16 protein-coding genes are annotated in these 16085 nt (G+C 53.8%); 10 read left to right on the top strand and 6 right to left on the bottom strand.

What is annotated here, in order from left to right; translation table 11 throughout:
* Positions 1-16: 16 nt before the first annotated feature.
* The 6 genes from HVX64_RS22080 to HVX64_RS22055 are packed head-to-tail and all read right to left on the bottom strand — an operon-like array spanning position 17 to position 5716.
* Positions 17-505: a phage tail protein gene (locus HVX64_RS22080; RefSeq protein ID WP_181825165.1), complete on the bottom strand. Its 489-nt coding sequence runs from the start codon at positions 503-505 to the stop codon at positions 17-19.
* A gap of 12 nt (positions 506-517) precedes the next feature.
* Positions 518-3499 carry a phage tail tape measure protein gene (locus HVX64_RS22075; protein ID WP_181825164.1) on the bottom strand — a complete coding sequence of 994 codons (2982 nt, stop codon included), beginning with the start codon at positions 3497-3499 and terminating at the stop codon, positions 518-520.
* Positions 3486-3626, bottom strand: a complete 141-nt coding sequence (locus HVX64_RS22070; RefSeq protein ID WP_032237403.1) for a GpE family phage tail protein — start codon at positions 3624-3626, stop codon at positions 3486-3488. Before HVX64_RS22070 ends, HVX64_RS22075 begins: the two co-directional genes overlap by 14 nt.
* 20 nt (positions 3627-3646) lie before the next feature.
* Positions 3647-3958 carry a phage tail assembly protein gene (locus HVX64_RS22065; protein WP_181825163.1) on the bottom strand — a complete coding sequence of 104 codons (312 nt, stop codon included), beginning with the start codon at positions 3956-3958 and terminating at the stop codon, positions 3647-3649.
* 54 nt (positions 3959-4012) lie between these two features.
* Positions 4013-4525 carry a phage major tail tube protein gene (locus HVX64_RS22060; RefSeq protein ID WP_181825162.1) on the bottom strand — a complete coding sequence of 171 codons (513 nt, stop codon included), beginning with the start codon at positions 4523-4525 and terminating at the stop codon, positions 4013-4015.
* Positions 4526-5716 (bottom strand): phage tail sheath family protein, encoded by a 1191-nt coding sequence (locus HVX64_RS22055; protein WP_181825161.1) that lies wholly within the window; start codon positions 5714-5716, stop codon positions 4526-4528.
* Positions 5717-5892: 176 nt separating this feature from the next.
* Here HVX64_RS22055 and HVX64_RS22050 point away from each other — a divergent pair, with 176 nt between their 5' ends.
* The 10 genes from HVX64_RS22050 to HVX64_RS22005 all read left to right on the top strand — a co-directional run bounded on the left by HVX64_RS22050 (position 5893) and on the right by HVX64_RS22005 (position 16019).
* A complete protein-coding gene (locus HVX64_RS22050) occupies positions 5893-7002 on the top strand; it encodes a phage late control D family protein (protein WP_249418908.1) in 1110 nt (369 codons plus the stop codon).
* A 38-nt stretch (positions 7003-7040) separates the two neighbouring features.
* On the top strand, positions 7041-7289 hold the full coding sequence (locus HVX64_RS22045) for an ogr/Delta-like zinc finger family protein (RefSeq protein WP_181825159.1): 249 nt from the start codon (positions 7041-7043) through the stop codon (positions 7287-7289).
* A 225-nt stretch (positions 7290-7514) separates the two neighbouring features.
* Entirely contained in the window at positions 7515-8417 is a 903-nt protein-coding gene (gene fieF / locus HVX64_RS22040) for a CDF family cation-efflux transporter FieF (protein ID WP_042998907.1), read from the top strand.
* A gap of 184 nt (positions 8418-8601) precedes the next feature.
* A complete protein-coding gene (gene pfkA / locus HVX64_RS22035; RefSeq protein ID WP_042998908.1) occupies positions 8602-9564 on the top strand; it encodes a 6-phosphofructokinase in 963 nt (320 codons plus the stop codon).
* Between the two features lie 202 nt (positions 9565-9766).
* On the top strand, positions 9767-10756 hold the full coding sequence (gene sbp / locus HVX64_RS22030) for a sulfate/thiosulfate ABC transporter substrate-binding protein Sbp (protein ID WP_044257458.1): 990 nt from the start codon (positions 9767-9769) through the stop codon (positions 10754-10756).
* A 102-nt stretch (positions 10757-10858) separates the two neighbouring features.
* Positions 10859-11614: a CDP-diacylglycerol diphosphatase gene (locus tag HVX64_RS22025; protein ID WP_042998910.1), complete on the top strand. Its 756-nt coding sequence runs from the start codon at positions 10859-10861 to the stop codon at positions 11612-11614.
* 265 nt (positions 11615-11879) lie between these two features.
* Positions 11880-13214, top strand: a complete 1335-nt coding sequence (locus HVX64_RS22020) for an MFS transporter (protein WP_042998911.1) — start codon at positions 11880-11882, stop codon at positions 13212-13214.
* 10 nt (positions 13215-13224) lie between these two features.
* Positions 13225-14175 carry an aminoimidazole riboside kinase gene (locus HVX64_RS22015; protein WP_044257460.1) on the top strand — a complete coding sequence of 317 codons (951 nt, stop codon included), beginning with the start codon at positions 13225-13227 and terminating at the stop codon, positions 14173-14175.
* An 18-nt stretch (positions 14176-14193) separates the two neighbouring features.
* Positions 14194-15234, top strand: a complete 1041-nt coding sequence (locus HVX64_RS22010; RefSeq protein ID WP_044257462.1) for an ADP-ribosylglycohydrolase family protein — start codon at positions 14194-14196, stop codon at positions 15232-15234.
* A 62-nt stretch (positions 15235-15296) separates the two neighbouring features.
* A complete protein-coding gene (locus HVX64_RS22005; protein ID WP_043001793.1) occupies positions 15297-16019 on the top strand; it encodes a GntR family transcriptional regulator in 723 nt (240 codons plus the stop codon).
* The last annotated feature ends 66 nt before the right edge of the window (positions 16020-16085 follow it).

Genomic DNA, 16085 nt, shown 5'->3' with positions numbered 1-16085 from the left:
CTATTAAAGCGACGATTTAGAACAGGCTGGATGCTGCGGCACTAATGCTGCTCATTGCTGAGTTGGCTGTGTTTTGTAGGTTGCCGAGTAGGTCACTCACTGATGAAGACTGGAGGCTTTCGCGAAGGTCTTCATCCTGCCTTTGAAACGTGATCGTAAACTCTATTTTCTTCGGCTCCCCATACTGGTCAAATTCAGAATCGGTGGTCTGAAGCTGTGTTATCGAATACATGCCATAGATCCGTCCGGTACCGCTGATAAGAGGCCAGGGGCGTCCGGTGTATGCCTGTGTATCGAGCACAGCTAGACTCACCTTACCGCCGGTCACTGATGGGTACAAAACGCCGGATAGTGTGATTTGATCGTCACCCGCGCCAATGTATTGCCACTTTGCCGATCGGTTTATGCGCTCGTTCTTCACATGCCGCCAGGTCTTTGACTGCTGCAACTGTTGGTGGGGAACGGTTTTTAACTCAAAGACGAACATTCCGTAAACCATCATCATTGTTTTGCTCTCCTAATCTTTGTCTCTGAAGCTGCTGCCAGTGCGGGAACGCTTGTTAAATTCTGCCCCTACTGCATCAGCCACCATCCGCGCAATGTCGCGGGCGTCGTTGCTGAAATTGCCGTGCATATGAATGTGAATATGCATTTCATCAGGCGCGGTGTTTTGAGCCAGTCTGCTGGCTTGCTTACTGGATTGCCCGCCAATAGCCTGCATTTCAGCCGCCGGTTTAATCGGTGCTGATGCCGCTGCGATAACCGGGCGCCCGCTCAGTTGGGCCAGGTTAGCGCCTAGGGTTGATTGTGCTTCTTGCCATGCACCGTGGACGGCTAATGCGCGGGGCAGATTCTTAAACACGATATCGCCTGGGCCGATCCGCTTTTTGGTTTCATCCAGCATCCCGCCGGTGTTGTCGGCAATTTTCTGTAGGCGTCGTTGTGTTCCCGTATCAGCGGCAATCACCGGTGATGGTGGCGCGATTGCTGGAGCCGTTGCCGCTTTAATGTCTCCAGTTAGAGCCCCGACTTTATCCTGCAGCATAGCCAGGCCCGCCGGTGTTAATTCCTTCTGTACTTTGTCCGCTTTTGCCTTTGCCGCTTCGATACCGGAAGGAATCAGCCCCAGCTTTTCAAGTATCCAGCCAACCATTTTGGCCAACCCGGTCAGAGGTAGCATTAGCCCCTGAATCGCCAGGCCAAACACTCTGCCAAATGTCTCCCCGGCGCTTGCGCATTTATCCAATGTCTCTTTGCTGGTCGTCATCGGTGAAAGCAGGTTACTGAACCACTGCCACAACTGAGAAACGGCGTTTGAGATCACACCAAAGATGGGGGCTAGTCCGGCAAAGGCATCCCGGAACGGTGTAAACGCCTGCATTACACCGGCAAAGAAGCCCGCAAAGAAGGCTTTGATCGGCTCCCAGAATCGCCAGATAAGCAGCCCTGTGGCAATGAAGGCCGCGCCAATCAGCCCGATCGGGCTTAACAGCAACGACAGCGCGCCGCCGAGCATTGAAACAGCAGAGGATATGCCGCCCCATAGTGCTGTAAGGCCCGTTAGTTTGCTGATGCCTTTCAGTAGGCTACCAAGTGCCGTGCCTGGTGAAATGAAAGCGGAAAGCAGCATTGCACGTAAAGGAGCCAGCACCCCTGAAATGCCACCTACATTCCCCTTAAGGGTTTTCAGTCCAGTACCTAAACCTGTAAATACTTTTCCCCAACCACCAATACCGCCAAGTGGCCCGGATATAACGCCAGACAGACGACTGAACAGTGTGACCGCGCCACCCAGCCCGCTCCCGCTGGTTAGCAGGGTGAAACCGAGTTGAAGTTTTGCCAGCGGCCCCAGAAGTAAGCCAATAGCCAGGGACGTTGCGCCAATCCCGGCGGTGAGGGCCAGCGCACTGCCGCCAACAGCCAGAAGAGTTTTTGATAGCTGCGGATTCTTATTCGCCCATTCAGTCATCACGCCGATCGTGCCGGTCAGTGCCTGGGTGAGCTTTCGCAGTGCGCCGTCTGCCAATTCTTCAATCTGGATGCGGAATGCCTCCCAGGCGCTATCGAGTTCTTTTAGATCCCCGCCCAGGTTGTCCGCCATCTTTTTTGCGACGGTGGCGGATTCACCGGCAGCGCCCTGAAGTTCTTTTGTGAGCTTTTGTAGCTCTCCCGAGCCCGCCGCCTGTACCAGTGTCTGAAGGCCCACAAAAGCCTCTTCACCGGCGATATTTTTGAAGAAAGATACCTGATCAACCTGTCCGTATTTCTGCGTAGCTTTGAAAAGGTCTAGCAGTACCGTTTCCATCGGGCGCATTTTCCCGTTTGCATCAGCGACGGCAACGCCTAATTCCTGCAATGCAGAAGCGGCGGCTTTTGGCGGTGATGCCAGTCGGGAAAGGCTGGAACGCATAGCCGTACCCGCGTCACTGCCGCGCAGGCCGTTGTTGGCAAGCATACCCGCCATTGCGGATGCTTCTTCCAGGCTAATGCCCAGATTAGCCGCCACCGGCCCCGCGTATTTCATTGTGTCGCCCAGGGCGCGCAAATCAGTATTTGTACGGGTAAATGCGGCGGTTAGCGTATCGCCAACCCTGTCCATCTGATCGGATGACAGCTTGAATTGGGTAAGAATATTTGAGCCGATATCGGCGGACTCTCCCAGATCCATGCCACCGGCTAACGCCATATTCAGAACGCCAGGCAACGCGGTCTGAATTGACTGTGGTGTAAAGCCCGCCATCGCCAGGAAGGCTTGCCCGCTGGCGGCGTCTCGCGTGGTAAATGCAGTTTCAGCGCCAAGTTTTTTGGCTTGGGCGCGCAGGGCGGCAAACTGTTCATCGCCTTTATCCAGGCGGGTCAGTGCGCCTACGCGCGACATCTCCTCATCAAAACCCACAGCAGGGGCCAGGAAGCGTCCGGCAGCGTAGCCCGCTCCCGCGCTTGCACCAATCGCCAATGCACCACCGGTGCGCAATTTGCCCGCCGTGGCGCTCAGACGGTCATAGCGAGCGCGCGCATTGGTGACTGCGGAAAGTTGTCGCCGTTCTCTTTCAAGCGTCTGGTTGTATTGCTCAGTACGCCTGATAGCGCTTTGAATTGTGCGATCGCCCCCCGCCAGTGAAACACCGTGCGCGCGTAGCGCCTGGGACGCTTGCTGGAGTTTCGCTGTCTCCTGTGACCGGATGGCATTCAGGCGATCAAGTTTCGCCGCCAGTGCCGTCATGCGCTCGCGCTGTGCGTCGGTCAGAACGGTGCCGTTCTTCTGTGCCTTATTCAGGCCGTCAAAGGCGCGCTGTGTGGTGGCGAGTTGCTGGGATGTTTTTTTAACACGCTCATTCAGGCGGTTGAATGCCTGGGATTGTGTGTCCAGATCCTTGATTGAAGATTGTGTCTTTTTGAGGGATTCAGATAAGCCGCCCACTGAGTTGCGGGCGGCATTTACCGGGCGGGTTAACTTATCAATCGCACTGAAGGCGACACGAATACTAAGGTCTTTCATCTTCACTGTTTCCGCTTCGGATAGCCGCCCGCTCACGCCAGGCTATCACCTCACTCAGGGACATAGTGAAAACCTCTGAGGGCGGCCAGTTGAAAATAACTGCGATATCAGCGACCAGATCATCGATCAGGTCGAAGTGGGGCGCGTTTACTCGCTCGCCGTCTCCGTCTCGCTCTTCTCGCCAGGCTCCTTCGGCGCTAAAAAAGGCGTTAACGCCTCGCAAAGTTCAACAAAGTCAGACGTTTCCATTTCGCTAATTTCTTTGAGCTTCAGGCGTGGGGAAGTGCAGCGGGTTAGCAGGGTGCTAATGCTGTCCACGTCCATATTCATAACGTTCACCAGGCGAAGGCCACGCAGGGTGCCAGCCTGTTTCACTTCATCAGTGATGGTGATGGTTTTGATTTCGTTGCCGTCACGGGTGAGCGGGCGGGTCAGTGTTACGGTGTTTTCTTTGGTCATCGTTTTAATCTCCGGGCGGCATCACCACGATGCCGCGCCTGTAGTGGTTGTTTGTTAGCCCATGCCCAGCGCAGACATCACGCGGGAAGGGTAAATATTTTCGCCGTTGCGTTTGTACACAAAGTTCAGCAGGTCGATTTCCCAGATGGGTTTATCGTCAATTGACAGCTTGTAGTAGGTGTTTTTGATGGCGTAGGTGACGGATGTATCTTCGCCCTGTTTGCTTTCGCCGCCGTCGATTTCGGTGAACTTGCCGCGCATTTCCACGTCAACGATCAAGCTCTCGCCGGATGTGTAATACTCCCCGGTGAAACGGATAAGCGTGCCATCCAGATCGCCGCCGTACTCCAGAAGTAGATCCTGAACTAACCCGCCTACAACCATCGTTGCATCAAGCGCGCCGCTATCCAGTCCGAGATCGACGCCAACGGAGCCAATCATCCCGCCGCCCTGATAGTCATCGGTTTTGCGGGTCAGTTTTGGCAACGTTACAGATGTCACTTTGCCGATGTTGTTCACGCTGTTCACAAAGCAGGTGAACAGCCGGAGTTTTGCTGGAATCGCCATTTAGTTGCTCCCCAGAGACGAAAACGCGCCTTCAAAATATTCATCGGTGAAGGTCTGGATCAGGGTTAAATCTTCCATCGGCGGCACTGGCGTGTACTTGTAACGGATAATCACTTTGCCCTGAATCAGGCCAGAGGTTGGGTTGTCCACGATGTCAAACCACGCCATCGCGCCAAGCAGCTTGCCAGCCGTGACCAGCGCGCTCAGCTTCTTATTAATCGCGCTCACCACGTCTTTCACATTGGTCGGGGTTAGTGGTCCGTCAATGGTTTCAAACTGTGCTTCTGCGATGGTGTCCGCCAGGATTTGCGCTGTACGGGTGTACACCTCAAAAATAAATTCATTGGTGTCCGTGGTGCGGTTGCCCCAAAAGCGGAAGCCGTTCCGTTTGATGATGGTGGTGATTTCAGCGTTGTTCAGCGTTTGTGCGTCGCTGTCTTCCGCCTGGAGCGCCCAGAAAACATCCTTCGACATGCCAAGCACGTTGCTGACGGCAACGTTAGACAGCGAGCGGTGCCAGCCGTACTGGTTATCAATAAACGCGCGCAGCCCCACCGCATAGGCCGTGGCGGGGAATACTTCATTTTTCCCAGACACCGGGTTATAGGCGATGTAGTTGGGCCAGATCGGCATGAGTTCGCGAGATGCGAAGGTTTTGCGATATTCCAGCGCCTCCGCCAGCGTGTTGCAGCCGTAACAGCTTGCGTAAACAAAAGCGCGAAGCTGTTTTGCGATGACGCAAAGCTGGGCTGTAACCTCTTCGGTGTCGAATTCCGGCACCGCCAGGATGCGCGGGCGGTACTCCGTTTTCTGTTCAGCGGTCAGCAGTGCATACATGCCAGTGTAATTACCGTCAGCATCCGATCCGCCAATAATCAGTTGCGATTGCGTTTCCGCTGTGGCGTCGCCTTCCGGCGGCTTCGCTGCGGCTACGCGTACAACAATGACTTTCGCGCTTGCCTGGTCTGAAATGGCTTTCAGCGTTTTGTACAGCGTTCCTGTTGTCCCTGCCTTGCCGAGCATCGACTGAGGCCGCGTGATAAGCGTTGGGGTGTTGAGTGGAAAAGCGTCTTCGTCTGCGTCATCAGCCACGACAATTACGCCAATGACGCTGGAGTCAATGTCGTTAATTACCTTCGTGATGTCGGTTTCTTCTTTGGTGCGGGCACCGTGAAAACGTGTCTCAGACATGTTTGTCACCATTACATTTTGTTGAGTTCGCCACCATGATTGCTGATTGACGTAATGGCTTCACGCCTTTCTGGTTGTGCTATCTCTCTGACAACTAAAACGAATTCTCCCTCGCGCGCCCGCGTGGAATTATTCAAAAAACAGGAGGGCGTATGAGTGTTTCAGTGATAAGCAGCATGATTTCTGGCGCTGCCGGCAGTGTCGATAACATCCTGACAGAGGCGTTAAAAATACCGGCATTCAGCATCCGGCAGGGCGGGAAGGTGTTAACAGAGTTATCAGATCGCGTGCTATCCATAAGCCTGACAGACAACCGGGGTTTTGACGCCGATCAGCTGTCATTAGAACTGGATGATACTGATGGAAGCGTTGCTCTTCCGCCGCGTGGTGCTGAGTTGTCTTTCTGGTTGGGGTGGATGGGTGAAGCGCTGGTTTATAAGGGCGTATACACGATTGATGAAGTAGCGCATGACGGGCCACCAGACCGTATTACCGTGACCGCCCGAAGTGCAGATTTCAGAGAAGAGTTTAACGTAAAGCGTGAAGTCTCCTGGCATGATGTGACCGTGGAACGGGTTGTGTCTGCTATCGCAAAACGGTATGACCTGACGCCGCAAATCAGCGATCTGTTGATGGATGTGGAAATTGACCACGCCGATCAGACTCAGGAAAGTGATATGTCATTTCTAACCAGGATGGCGGAAATGTTAGGGGCCATCGCCACGGTAAAAAATGGCAATCTGTTGTTTATCGTGCCGGGTGGTGGTTTCACTGCATCAGGGAAGGCTATTCCGTCGATTGCTATCACCCGCAGCAGCGGCGACCGGCACCGCTTCCGGGTTGCTGACCGTGACGCTTATACCGGCGTTCGCGCGTACTGGCTTGATCTGAATTACGGAAAAAAGAAAAAGGTCAGTGTCCGCCGCCGTGCCACAACGAAAAAAAAGGATAAGAGCAGCAGCAGGGAAGGTGACTATATTGAAGGCGCTGAAGGTAACGTTTTTATTATGCGTAAAACCTTCCAGAACGAAGAAGCAGCCAGGCGCGCAGCGGCGGCAAAGTGGCAGCAGTTACAGCGCGGTGCGGCGGAGTTTTCGATCACCCTGGCGCGCGGGCGCGCGGAGTTGTACCCGGAAATGCACGCAACGGTAATCGGCTTTAAAGCTGATATTGACGCCCAGGACTGGATAATCAGCAAGGTACAGCATGACGTTGATAGCAATGGATTTACTACACAGCTTAACTTTGAAGCAAAAATATCTGACTGGATTGCAGAAACTGAATAGAATGGCGATGAGTTCAACTCCCCAGGGGAGTCACCATTATGTTCAAATGCCCACATTGCGGCGCTACGGCCCGCACTCGCACCAGTAAGCCTCTCAGTGAAGTAACGATCCGTCAGTACCATCAATGCCAAAATATGGAATGCGGTCTGTCATTCACTACCCTTAACAGCGTAGAAAAGATTGTTACCAGACGTGAACGGCGCGAAAAATTAGCGCCTGATTTTATTCCTGCTGGCGTTTTTCCTGCCTCGCATTACGGGCGTGATCAGCTAAATTTAGCAATTTAATGAAGGCCCCGCAGATGCGGGGCTTTTTTTCGATGTGGACGATGTGTGGACATCAAATGAAACAAATCCTTTTGTTTCATGCAGTTATGGTGAAAAATAAATCACCATCCCTGTCTTCCCCCACATGACGTGGGGGTTTTTTTTGCCTGTAAATTGTCATCGTCATAATCACTGATTGTCTTACACCATCCGTTATACTACCGGCATGAAATGGCAGGAGTGTTTATGAATCAATCCTATGGGCGGTTAGTCAGTCGGGCGGCCATTGCCGCGACAGTGATGGCATCGCTGTTACTTTTGATCAAAATTTTTGCGTGGTGGTACACCGGGTCGGTGAGTATTCTGGCGGCCCTGGTCGACTCGCTGGTGGATATTGCCGCGTCGCTCACTAACCTGTTAGTGGTGCGCTATTCGCTGCAGCCCGCGGATGATGAACATACCTTTGGTCATGGCAAAGCGGAATCACTGGCTGCGCTGGCGCAAAGCATGTTTATTTCCGGTTCGGCGTTGTTTTTATTTTTAACGGGTATCCAGCATCTGATTACACCGACGCCGATGAACGAACCCGGCGTGGGGGTTGTGGTTACCATTATCGCCCTGATATGTACTGTGGTGCTGGTCTCGTTTCAGCGCTGGGTGGTGAAGCGGACGCAAAGCCAGGCAGTACGGGCGGATATGCTTCATTATCAGTCTGATGTTATGATGAACGGTGCGATTCTCGTGGCGCTCGGTCTGGCCTGGTACGGCTGGCATCGTGCAGACGCGTTGTTTGCTTTGGGGATTGGCATCTATATTTTATATAGCGCGTTACGCATGGGTTATGATGCCGTGCAGTCGTTACTGGATCGCGCATTACCCGATGAAGAACGTCAGGAAATTTTTGACATCGTGACATCATGGCCGGGCGTCAGTGGTGCTCACGATCTCCGTACGCGGCAGTCAGGGCCGACCCGCTTTATTCAGATTCATTTGGAAATGGAAGATAATCTGCCGCTCGTTCAGGCGCATGTTGTGGCTGAACAGGTAGAGCAGGCGATTTTACGGCGTTTTCCGGGCTCCGATGTCATTATCCATCAGGACCCGTGTTCCGTCGTTCCCAGGGAAGGCAAAAGGTTTGAGCTTTCGTAAGTGAGCGTAAAAAAGAGAGCCAGGCCCGCATTTTGTGTATAAATTACCGCCATTTGGCCTGACCTGAATCAATTCAGCAGGACGTGATTGTTATACTATTTGCATATTCGTTGGATCGTCTCGCTATGCAGGATCGACTTCCGGCAACAGACTTCATTTTGCATTCCAAAGTTCAGAGGTAGTCATGATTAAGAAAATCGGTGTGTTGACAAGCGGCGGTGATGCGCCGGGCATGAACGCAGCAATCCGTGGTGTGGTGCGCGCAGCACTGACGGAAGGACTGGAAGTCATGGGGATTTATGATGGCTACCTGGGTCTGTACGAAGACCGCATGGTGCAGCTTGACCGTTATAGCGTGTCCGACATGATTAACCGCGGTGGTACCTTCCTGGGTTCCGCTCGTTTCCCGGAGTTCCGTGACGAAAATGTCCGCGCCGTGGCTATCGAAAACCTGAAAAAACGTGGAATCGACGCGCTGGTGGTGATCGGCGGTGACGGTTCTTACATGGGTGCGAAACGCCTGACTGAAATGGGCTTCCCGTGCATCGGCTTGCCTGGCACTATCGATAACGATATCAAAGGCACTGACTACACCATCGGTTACTTTACGGCGCTGGGCACCGTGGTTGAAGCGATTGACCGTCTGCGCGACACCTCGTCTTCTCACCAGCGTATCTCTATCGTTGAAGTGATGGGGCGTTACTGTGGCGACCTGACGCTGGCGGCAGCGATTGCCGGTGGCTGTGAGTTCGTTGTGGTACCGGAAGTGGAATTCAGCCGTGACGATCTGGTTGCTGAAATCAAAGCGGGTATTGCGAAGGGTAAGAAACACGCTATCGTGGCAATCACTGAGCACATGTGCGATGTCGACGAACTGGCGCATTACATTGAGAAAGAGACGGGCCGTGAAACCCGCTCGACCGTACTGGGTCACATCCAGCGCGGCGGTTCTCCAGTGCCTTATGACCGCATCCTGGCTTCCCGTATGGGTTCTTACGCCATTGAACTGCTGCTGGAAGGTCACGGTGGTCGTTGCGTCGGTATTCAGAACGAAAAACTGGTTCACCATGACATCATTGATGCTATCGAAAACATGAAGCGTCCGTTCAAAGGTGACTGGCTGGATTGCGCGAAGAAACTGTACTGATTCTTTTCTGCGCCTGATGGCGCTACGCTTACCCGGCCTACAGATCGCAAGACTTGTAGGCCGGATAAGGCGTCAGCCGCCATCCGGTATACACCCTCCATATATTCCCTCACGTTATAGCCAATCTTTTTTTATTCTTTAATGTTTGGATACCTTTCTGGCACGCTTTGCTCATCACAACACAACATAAGAGAGTTGGGCGATGAACAAATGGGGCGTGGGGTTAACTTTGCTGCTGGCATCCAGCGGCGTTCTGGCAAAGGATATTCAATTACTGAACGTGTCTTACGATCCAACGCGTGAGCTGTACGAGCAGTACAACAAAGCGTTTAGCGCACACTGGAAGCAAGAAACGGGCGATAACGTGGTGATTCGTCAGTCACACGGCGGGTCAGGCAAACAGGCGACCTCGGTGATTAACGGCATTGAGGCGGATGTGGTGACGCTGGCACTGGCCTATGATGTGGATGCGATTGCCGAGCGTGGTCGTATTGATAAAAACTGGATCAAACGCCTGCCGGACAACTCTGCGCCTTACACCTCCACCATTGTGTTCCTGGTGCGTAAAGGCAACCCGAAGCAAATTCATGACTGGAACGATCTGGTTAAGCCTGGCGTTTCGGTGATCACGCCTAACCCGAAAAGCTCCGGCGGTGCACGCTGGAACTATCTGGCTGCCTGGGGTTATGCGCTGCATCACAACAACAACGATCAGGCAAAAGCGCAGGACTTTGTGAAGGCGCTGTTTAAGAATGTCGAAGTGCTGGACTCTGGCGCACGCGGCTCGACCAATACCTTTGTCGAACGCGGCATCGGCGACGTGCTGATCGCCTGGGAGAACGAAGCGCTGCTGGCGACCAATGAGCTGGGCAAAGATAAATTTGAAATCGTGACGCCGAGCGAATCCATTCTGGCTGAACCGACGGTCTCCGTTGTGGATAAAGTGACCGAGAAGAAAGGCACTCAGGCCGTGGCGGAAGCCTATCTGAAGTATCTCTACTCACCGGAAGGTCAGGAGATTGCGGCGAAAAACTACTACCGTCCGCGTGATGCAGAGGTGGCGAAGAAATACGAAAATGCGTTTCCGAAGCTGAAACTCTTTACCATTGATGAAACGTTCGGCGGCTGGACGAAAGCGCAGAAAGAACACTTCTCGAATGGCGGAACGTTCGATCAAATCAGCAAGCGTTAAGAGCTGGCAGGAGAAGAAGCCCGGGGTATTTACCGCCGGGCTTTTTTATTTGTCATCATTTTGCGTTACTCTTGCAGGCCGTTGAGATACAGGGAACGCGTTATGAAAAAAACAGGCTATGGACTACTGGCCGTTGTCGTTATTGCCGCTGCGGCAGGTTTTGGCTACTGGAAGCTGGCCGGAAACCCGGATGCGTTGCGTAAGATTGTGCTTGAGCAATGCCTGCCCAACCAGTTGCAGCATCAAAACCCTGCGCCATGTGTCGAAGTGAAGCCCGATGCCGGATATGTGGTCTTTAAAGATCGCAATGGTCCGCTGCAATATCTGCTGATGCCGACTTATCGCATTAATGGCACCGAGAGTCCGTTGCTGGTAGAACAATACACGCCGAATTTCTTCTGGCTGGCCTGGCAGGCGCGCGATTTCATGAGCCAAAAGTATGGCAAGGATATTCCGGACAGCGTCGTGTCGCTGGCAATCAATTCGCGCAGCGGACGGACGCAAAACCATTTCCACATCCATATTTCCTGCCTTCGTCCTGATGTCAGAGCGCAACTGGACGCTAACCAGACCAAAATCAGCACCCGCTGGTTACCGCTGCCGGGCGGACTGCGCGGGCATGAGTATCTCGCCCGTCGCGTGACAGAAAGCGAACTGGCGCAGCGCAGTCCGTTTATGATGCTGGCCGAAGAGGTGCCGGAAGCGCGTGAGCGAATGGGCAGCTACGCGCTGGCGCTGGCGCGTCAAAGTGATGACGCTTTTGTTCTGTTGGCCACGCAGCGCAACATGCTGGCGTTTAACCGGGCGTCGGCAGAAGAAATTCAGGATCACGACTGTAAGCTCCTGACTCAGCCCTGATCGCCACGCCGACGGTTGTCGGCGTTTTTTTGCTCAATCTCCCACTTCAGGCCAGCGAAGATGTATCGTTGGTTAAAATAATGTGAATTCGGTCAAAAGATATAAAGGTATACCTTTATATCTTTTGTGGTTCCATTACACTCCCTCATAACGCCTGATCCTGGTTTTCTGGGTCATGCGTTAATCATAAAAGCTTTTATTTCACGTAGTTACGTCATCCTTTTTTCGACATTCTTGCGCTGAACGGCGCAAAAGGAATACCGATATGAAATTGTCTATCGTGGAAAAAATAGGTTTCGGCGCCGGGGATATGGCGATCAACGTAGTGATTATTGCCATGCAGCTTCTGCTGGCATATTTCTACACGGATATTTACGGTTTACGGGCAGCGGATGTGGGTGTGCTGCTGGTGGTGGTGCGGATGATCGATGCCATTATCGATCCGGCAATGGGAATGCTGACCGACAAAGTGTCGACCCGCTGGGGACGCTATCGTCCATGGTTGTTATGGTTTGCCATTCCATTTGGCTTCGCCGTCTATCTGATGTTTATCACGCCGGATATGGCGTATATGGCGAAGCTGGCATGGGCCTATTTCACTTACATTCTGATGACGCTGGTTTATACGGCGATCACCATCCCTTACATCTCTCTGATTGGCGTTATCACGGACGATCCGGGCGAGCGTCTGAGCGCCAACGGGTATCGTTTTGTGATGACCAAAATCGCCGCGTTTCTGGTGACGATTGTGGTTCCCATGCTGGCGGTCTGGCTGGGACAGGGCAATAAAGCGCTGGGTTATCAGCTCTCTATGGGCCTGATGGGGGCGATGGGCGCCGTGCTGTTTATCTTCTGCTTTATGACCACCCGCGAACGCAGCGAGCCTGAATTGCCGTCACTGTCCGTCAAACAGCAGTTCGCGAATTTACTGCGTAACGACCAGTGGCTGATTCTGGGCGTGGTGATTATGTTGCTGATGTGCGGCTACGTGATCCGCGGTTCGGTCGCTGCCTATTACGCCAAATATTATCTGAATGGCGGTGACAGCCTGATTTCACCGTTCCTGACCGTCGGCGTGGTGGCGTCTATTCTGGCGATGATTGCGACCACGTGGGTGACTAAGTTCTGGGACAAAATAAAAATGTTCCGCTACACCCAACTGATGACCTTCGCGCTGAGTATCGGTATGTATCTTTGCGTCGGGCAGCAGAACCTGATCCTCGCCTTTGTCTTTTACTTTCTCATCAACTTCTTCTGCGACATGCAAATGCCGGTGTTCTGGTCTTCCATCGCGGAGGCCGTCGATTACGGCGAGAAGAAAACCGGGCTACGCGTTTCCGGACTGGCTTTCGGCGGCATTCTGTTCTTTCAGAAATTCGGGATGGGGATTGCCGGCGGCGTCCTTGGCTTCCTGCTGAGCCACTTCGGCTACCAGGCGGATGTCCAGCAGAGTGCAAGCTCGCTGACCGGGATTGCGCTGATGATGACGCTCATCCCTGCCGTCTTCCATCTGGTGGTTGGCGTGGTGATGAAAAAGTATCTGATCAACAACGATTATTACCGCGATATCCAGAGTGAACTGGCGCAGCGTCAGGCGTGAGGAGGAGCAGATGAGTCATCTCAAAAAAGTCTGGGTGATTGGCGACGCGTCCGTGGATCTGGTGCCGGAAGGCGCGGACACCTACCTGAAATGTCCGGGGGGTGCATCGGCTAACGTCGCCGTTTGCATCGCGCGACTGGGTGGCGACTGTGAATTTATCGGCTGTCTTGGGGAGGATGACGCCGGACGTTTTCTCCGCCAGACGCTGGCAGAAAACGGGGTAGGTGTGGGGTCATTGCGCCTCGACCCACAGCAAACCAGCGCGGTACTGATCGTCAATCTGACGCCAGAAGGCGAGCGCTGTTTTACCTATCTGGTACATCCCGGCGCGGACACTTTTGTCTCGGTGCAGGATTTACCGACTTTCAGCGCCAACGAGTGGTTTTACTTCAGCTCGATTGGCCTGACAGACAGTCCGGCGCGTGAGGCGTGTCTGGAAGGCGCCAGACGCATGAAGACGGCGGGAGGGCACGTCATGTTCGACGTTAACCTGCGCGTCAGCATGTGGCGGGATATCCAGGAAATCGTCCCCTTACTCGCACAATCTATTGCGCTGGCCTCCATCTGCAAGGTCTCTGCGGATGAGCTGTGTTGGCTGGGTAAGGTCGAACGCTGGCAGGACGCACGCTATCTGATGCGTGAACTTGGCTGTGAAACCACCGTTATCTCATTGGGCGATGCAGGGGCGTACCTGGTGACGCCAGAGGGCGAATGCGCGTTCCCTGCCGCGAAAATTTCCGTGGTGGACACCACCGGAGCGGGCGATGCCTTTGTCGGCGGGCTGCTTTATACCCTTTCACAGGCCGCTTCCTGGGACAGTCACTTGCTTGCGCAGGCGATCGGTACAGCCAATGCCTGCGGCGCAATGGTGGTCACGGCAAAAGGGGCGATGACCGCGCTGCCTTATCCTGAACAGCTCGCGGCTTTTCGCGCCAGTCATCCACTGGAAAAAATATGCTAAACCGTTAAGGAGTCATTCATGCACGTTGAAATTAACAAAATACTGGGCTGCCTGATTGGTGCCGCTGCGGCGGACGCGATGGGCGCAGCGACCGAAGTGCGTACTCAGCAACAAATTCGAGAATACTTTGGTGGCTGGGTGACCGGTTTTGAGAAACCGCCCGCCGATACGTTTGGTCGCTGTAACGAAGCCGGAATGTGTACCGATGACTTTATTCAGGCGAAGTACATCATGGACGCCCTGCTACAGCACCATCGTCAGGTGAGCGATGAAGCAATGCGTGAAGCCTTCCAGCGCTGGCTGGCCTATCCGTACTACGCCAATTTTACCGGGCCAACCACCCGAGCCGCGATGAAAGCCATCTTTAACGATAATCGCGTGTCCCTGCAGGGGGAACTGGAAGGTGAGAAACAGTCGGTACAGATTATCAATAAGGGTAATGCGGAAGCCACCAACGGCGCGGCAATGAAGATTTGGCCTGCCGCCGTACTGCATCCTGGCGACATAGAAAAAGCGATTCAGACTGCGCTGGAAATCTGCCGCTTTACCCATAATAACGTACTGGCGATGTCTGGCGCAGCGGCGATGGCGGCAGCAACCAGCGAGGCGTTACAGTCCGTGGCGAGTGCGGAAAGCATCATTGCGGCCGGGATTTACGGCGCTGACAGGGGTTATGCGCTGGCGGCAGAACAGGGCGCGATGATGGTTGCCGGGCCGTCGGTGGTGCGTCGTATTGAACTGGCGGTAGCGATCGGTAAGCGGCACGCCCATTGGGAGACGGCGATTGTTGAGATTGCCGATATCATCGGGTCCGGGTTGCACGTCAGCGAGGCGGTTCCGGCCGCGTTTGGTCTGTTCGCGTGTTGTCCGGATTCGGCCGTTGATGCTATTATTTCCGCCGTTAATATCGGCAATGACACCGATACCGTCGCCACCATGGTTGGGGCACTCTCCGGCGCCTGGCACGGTGCTGATGCTTTTCCTGCCGACTATTTAACTACCGTTAATCGTATGAATCATTTCGATTTGGCTGAACTCGCCAGACAGATTAAAGGGTAGTGCGCTGCCCTGCGGGGGCGGCGACAACCGTCCCCGACTGGCAGACTTTCGAGGTAAATGGCTTGCAGGTTGATAAAACGAGTTTCACTCCGCTGTATAAGCAGTTGTTTTATATCATCTGCCAGCAGATCCAGAACGGCACCCTGCCGCTGGGGAGTCAGTTGCCAACGCAAAAAGCGATCGCCCAAACCTATAATGTGTCGCTGATCGTCGTGAAGCAGGCGTGGAGTGAGTTGATCAACGCCGGTGTGATCACCTCTCAACGCGGAAGTGGTTCCGTGGTGAGCGCGGTGCCGGAAGGCGTCAGCTATGGTCATACCTTTCGCGGGATCACCAGCGACCTGCGTGATGCCAGCGTGGCGGTTGAGAACCGCATTCTGGAAATCGCCACACGCCGGGCGCGCGACGCGCAGGAAGATGGTTTAAGCCTGCCGGCCCATCATCACTATCTCTATATTTCTCGGGTGCGATACCTGAACGATCGCCCGTTTAACCACGAGAAAATTTATCTCGATCTCTCCTTCTTTCCGGGATTAACCCTGACAGCGGATGAACTGGCCCATACCTCGCTTTATCACCTGTTGAATGTGAAAAGCGACTCAGCGATCGAAAAGGTCGATGCCATTCTGCCCAGTCCTGATTTATGCGAGAAGCTGCAGATTGCTGAGAACAAACCACTCCTTTCCGTGGCGCGCCAGACGTTTATGGCGGGGGAAGCGCATCCCTTTGAGTATTGCCGCTACTATGTGCTGTCTGACTACTTCGGCGAAATCCATTATCACTGACCCTCTGCTTTTTTAGGGGGAGACGCGCGTTTACAGAAGGGGGATGCCCCCGTATTCTTGTTGAAA

Origin of the sequence: Citrobacter sp. RHB20-C16 (genome assembly GCF_013890155.1) — a bacterium.
Classification (GTDB): domain Bacteria; phylum Pseudomonadota; class Gammaproteobacteria; order Enterobacterales; family Enterobacteriaceae; genus Citrobacter_A; species Citrobacter_A amalonaticus.
This window is presented reverse-complemented; position numbering and strand designations above follow the sequence as displayed.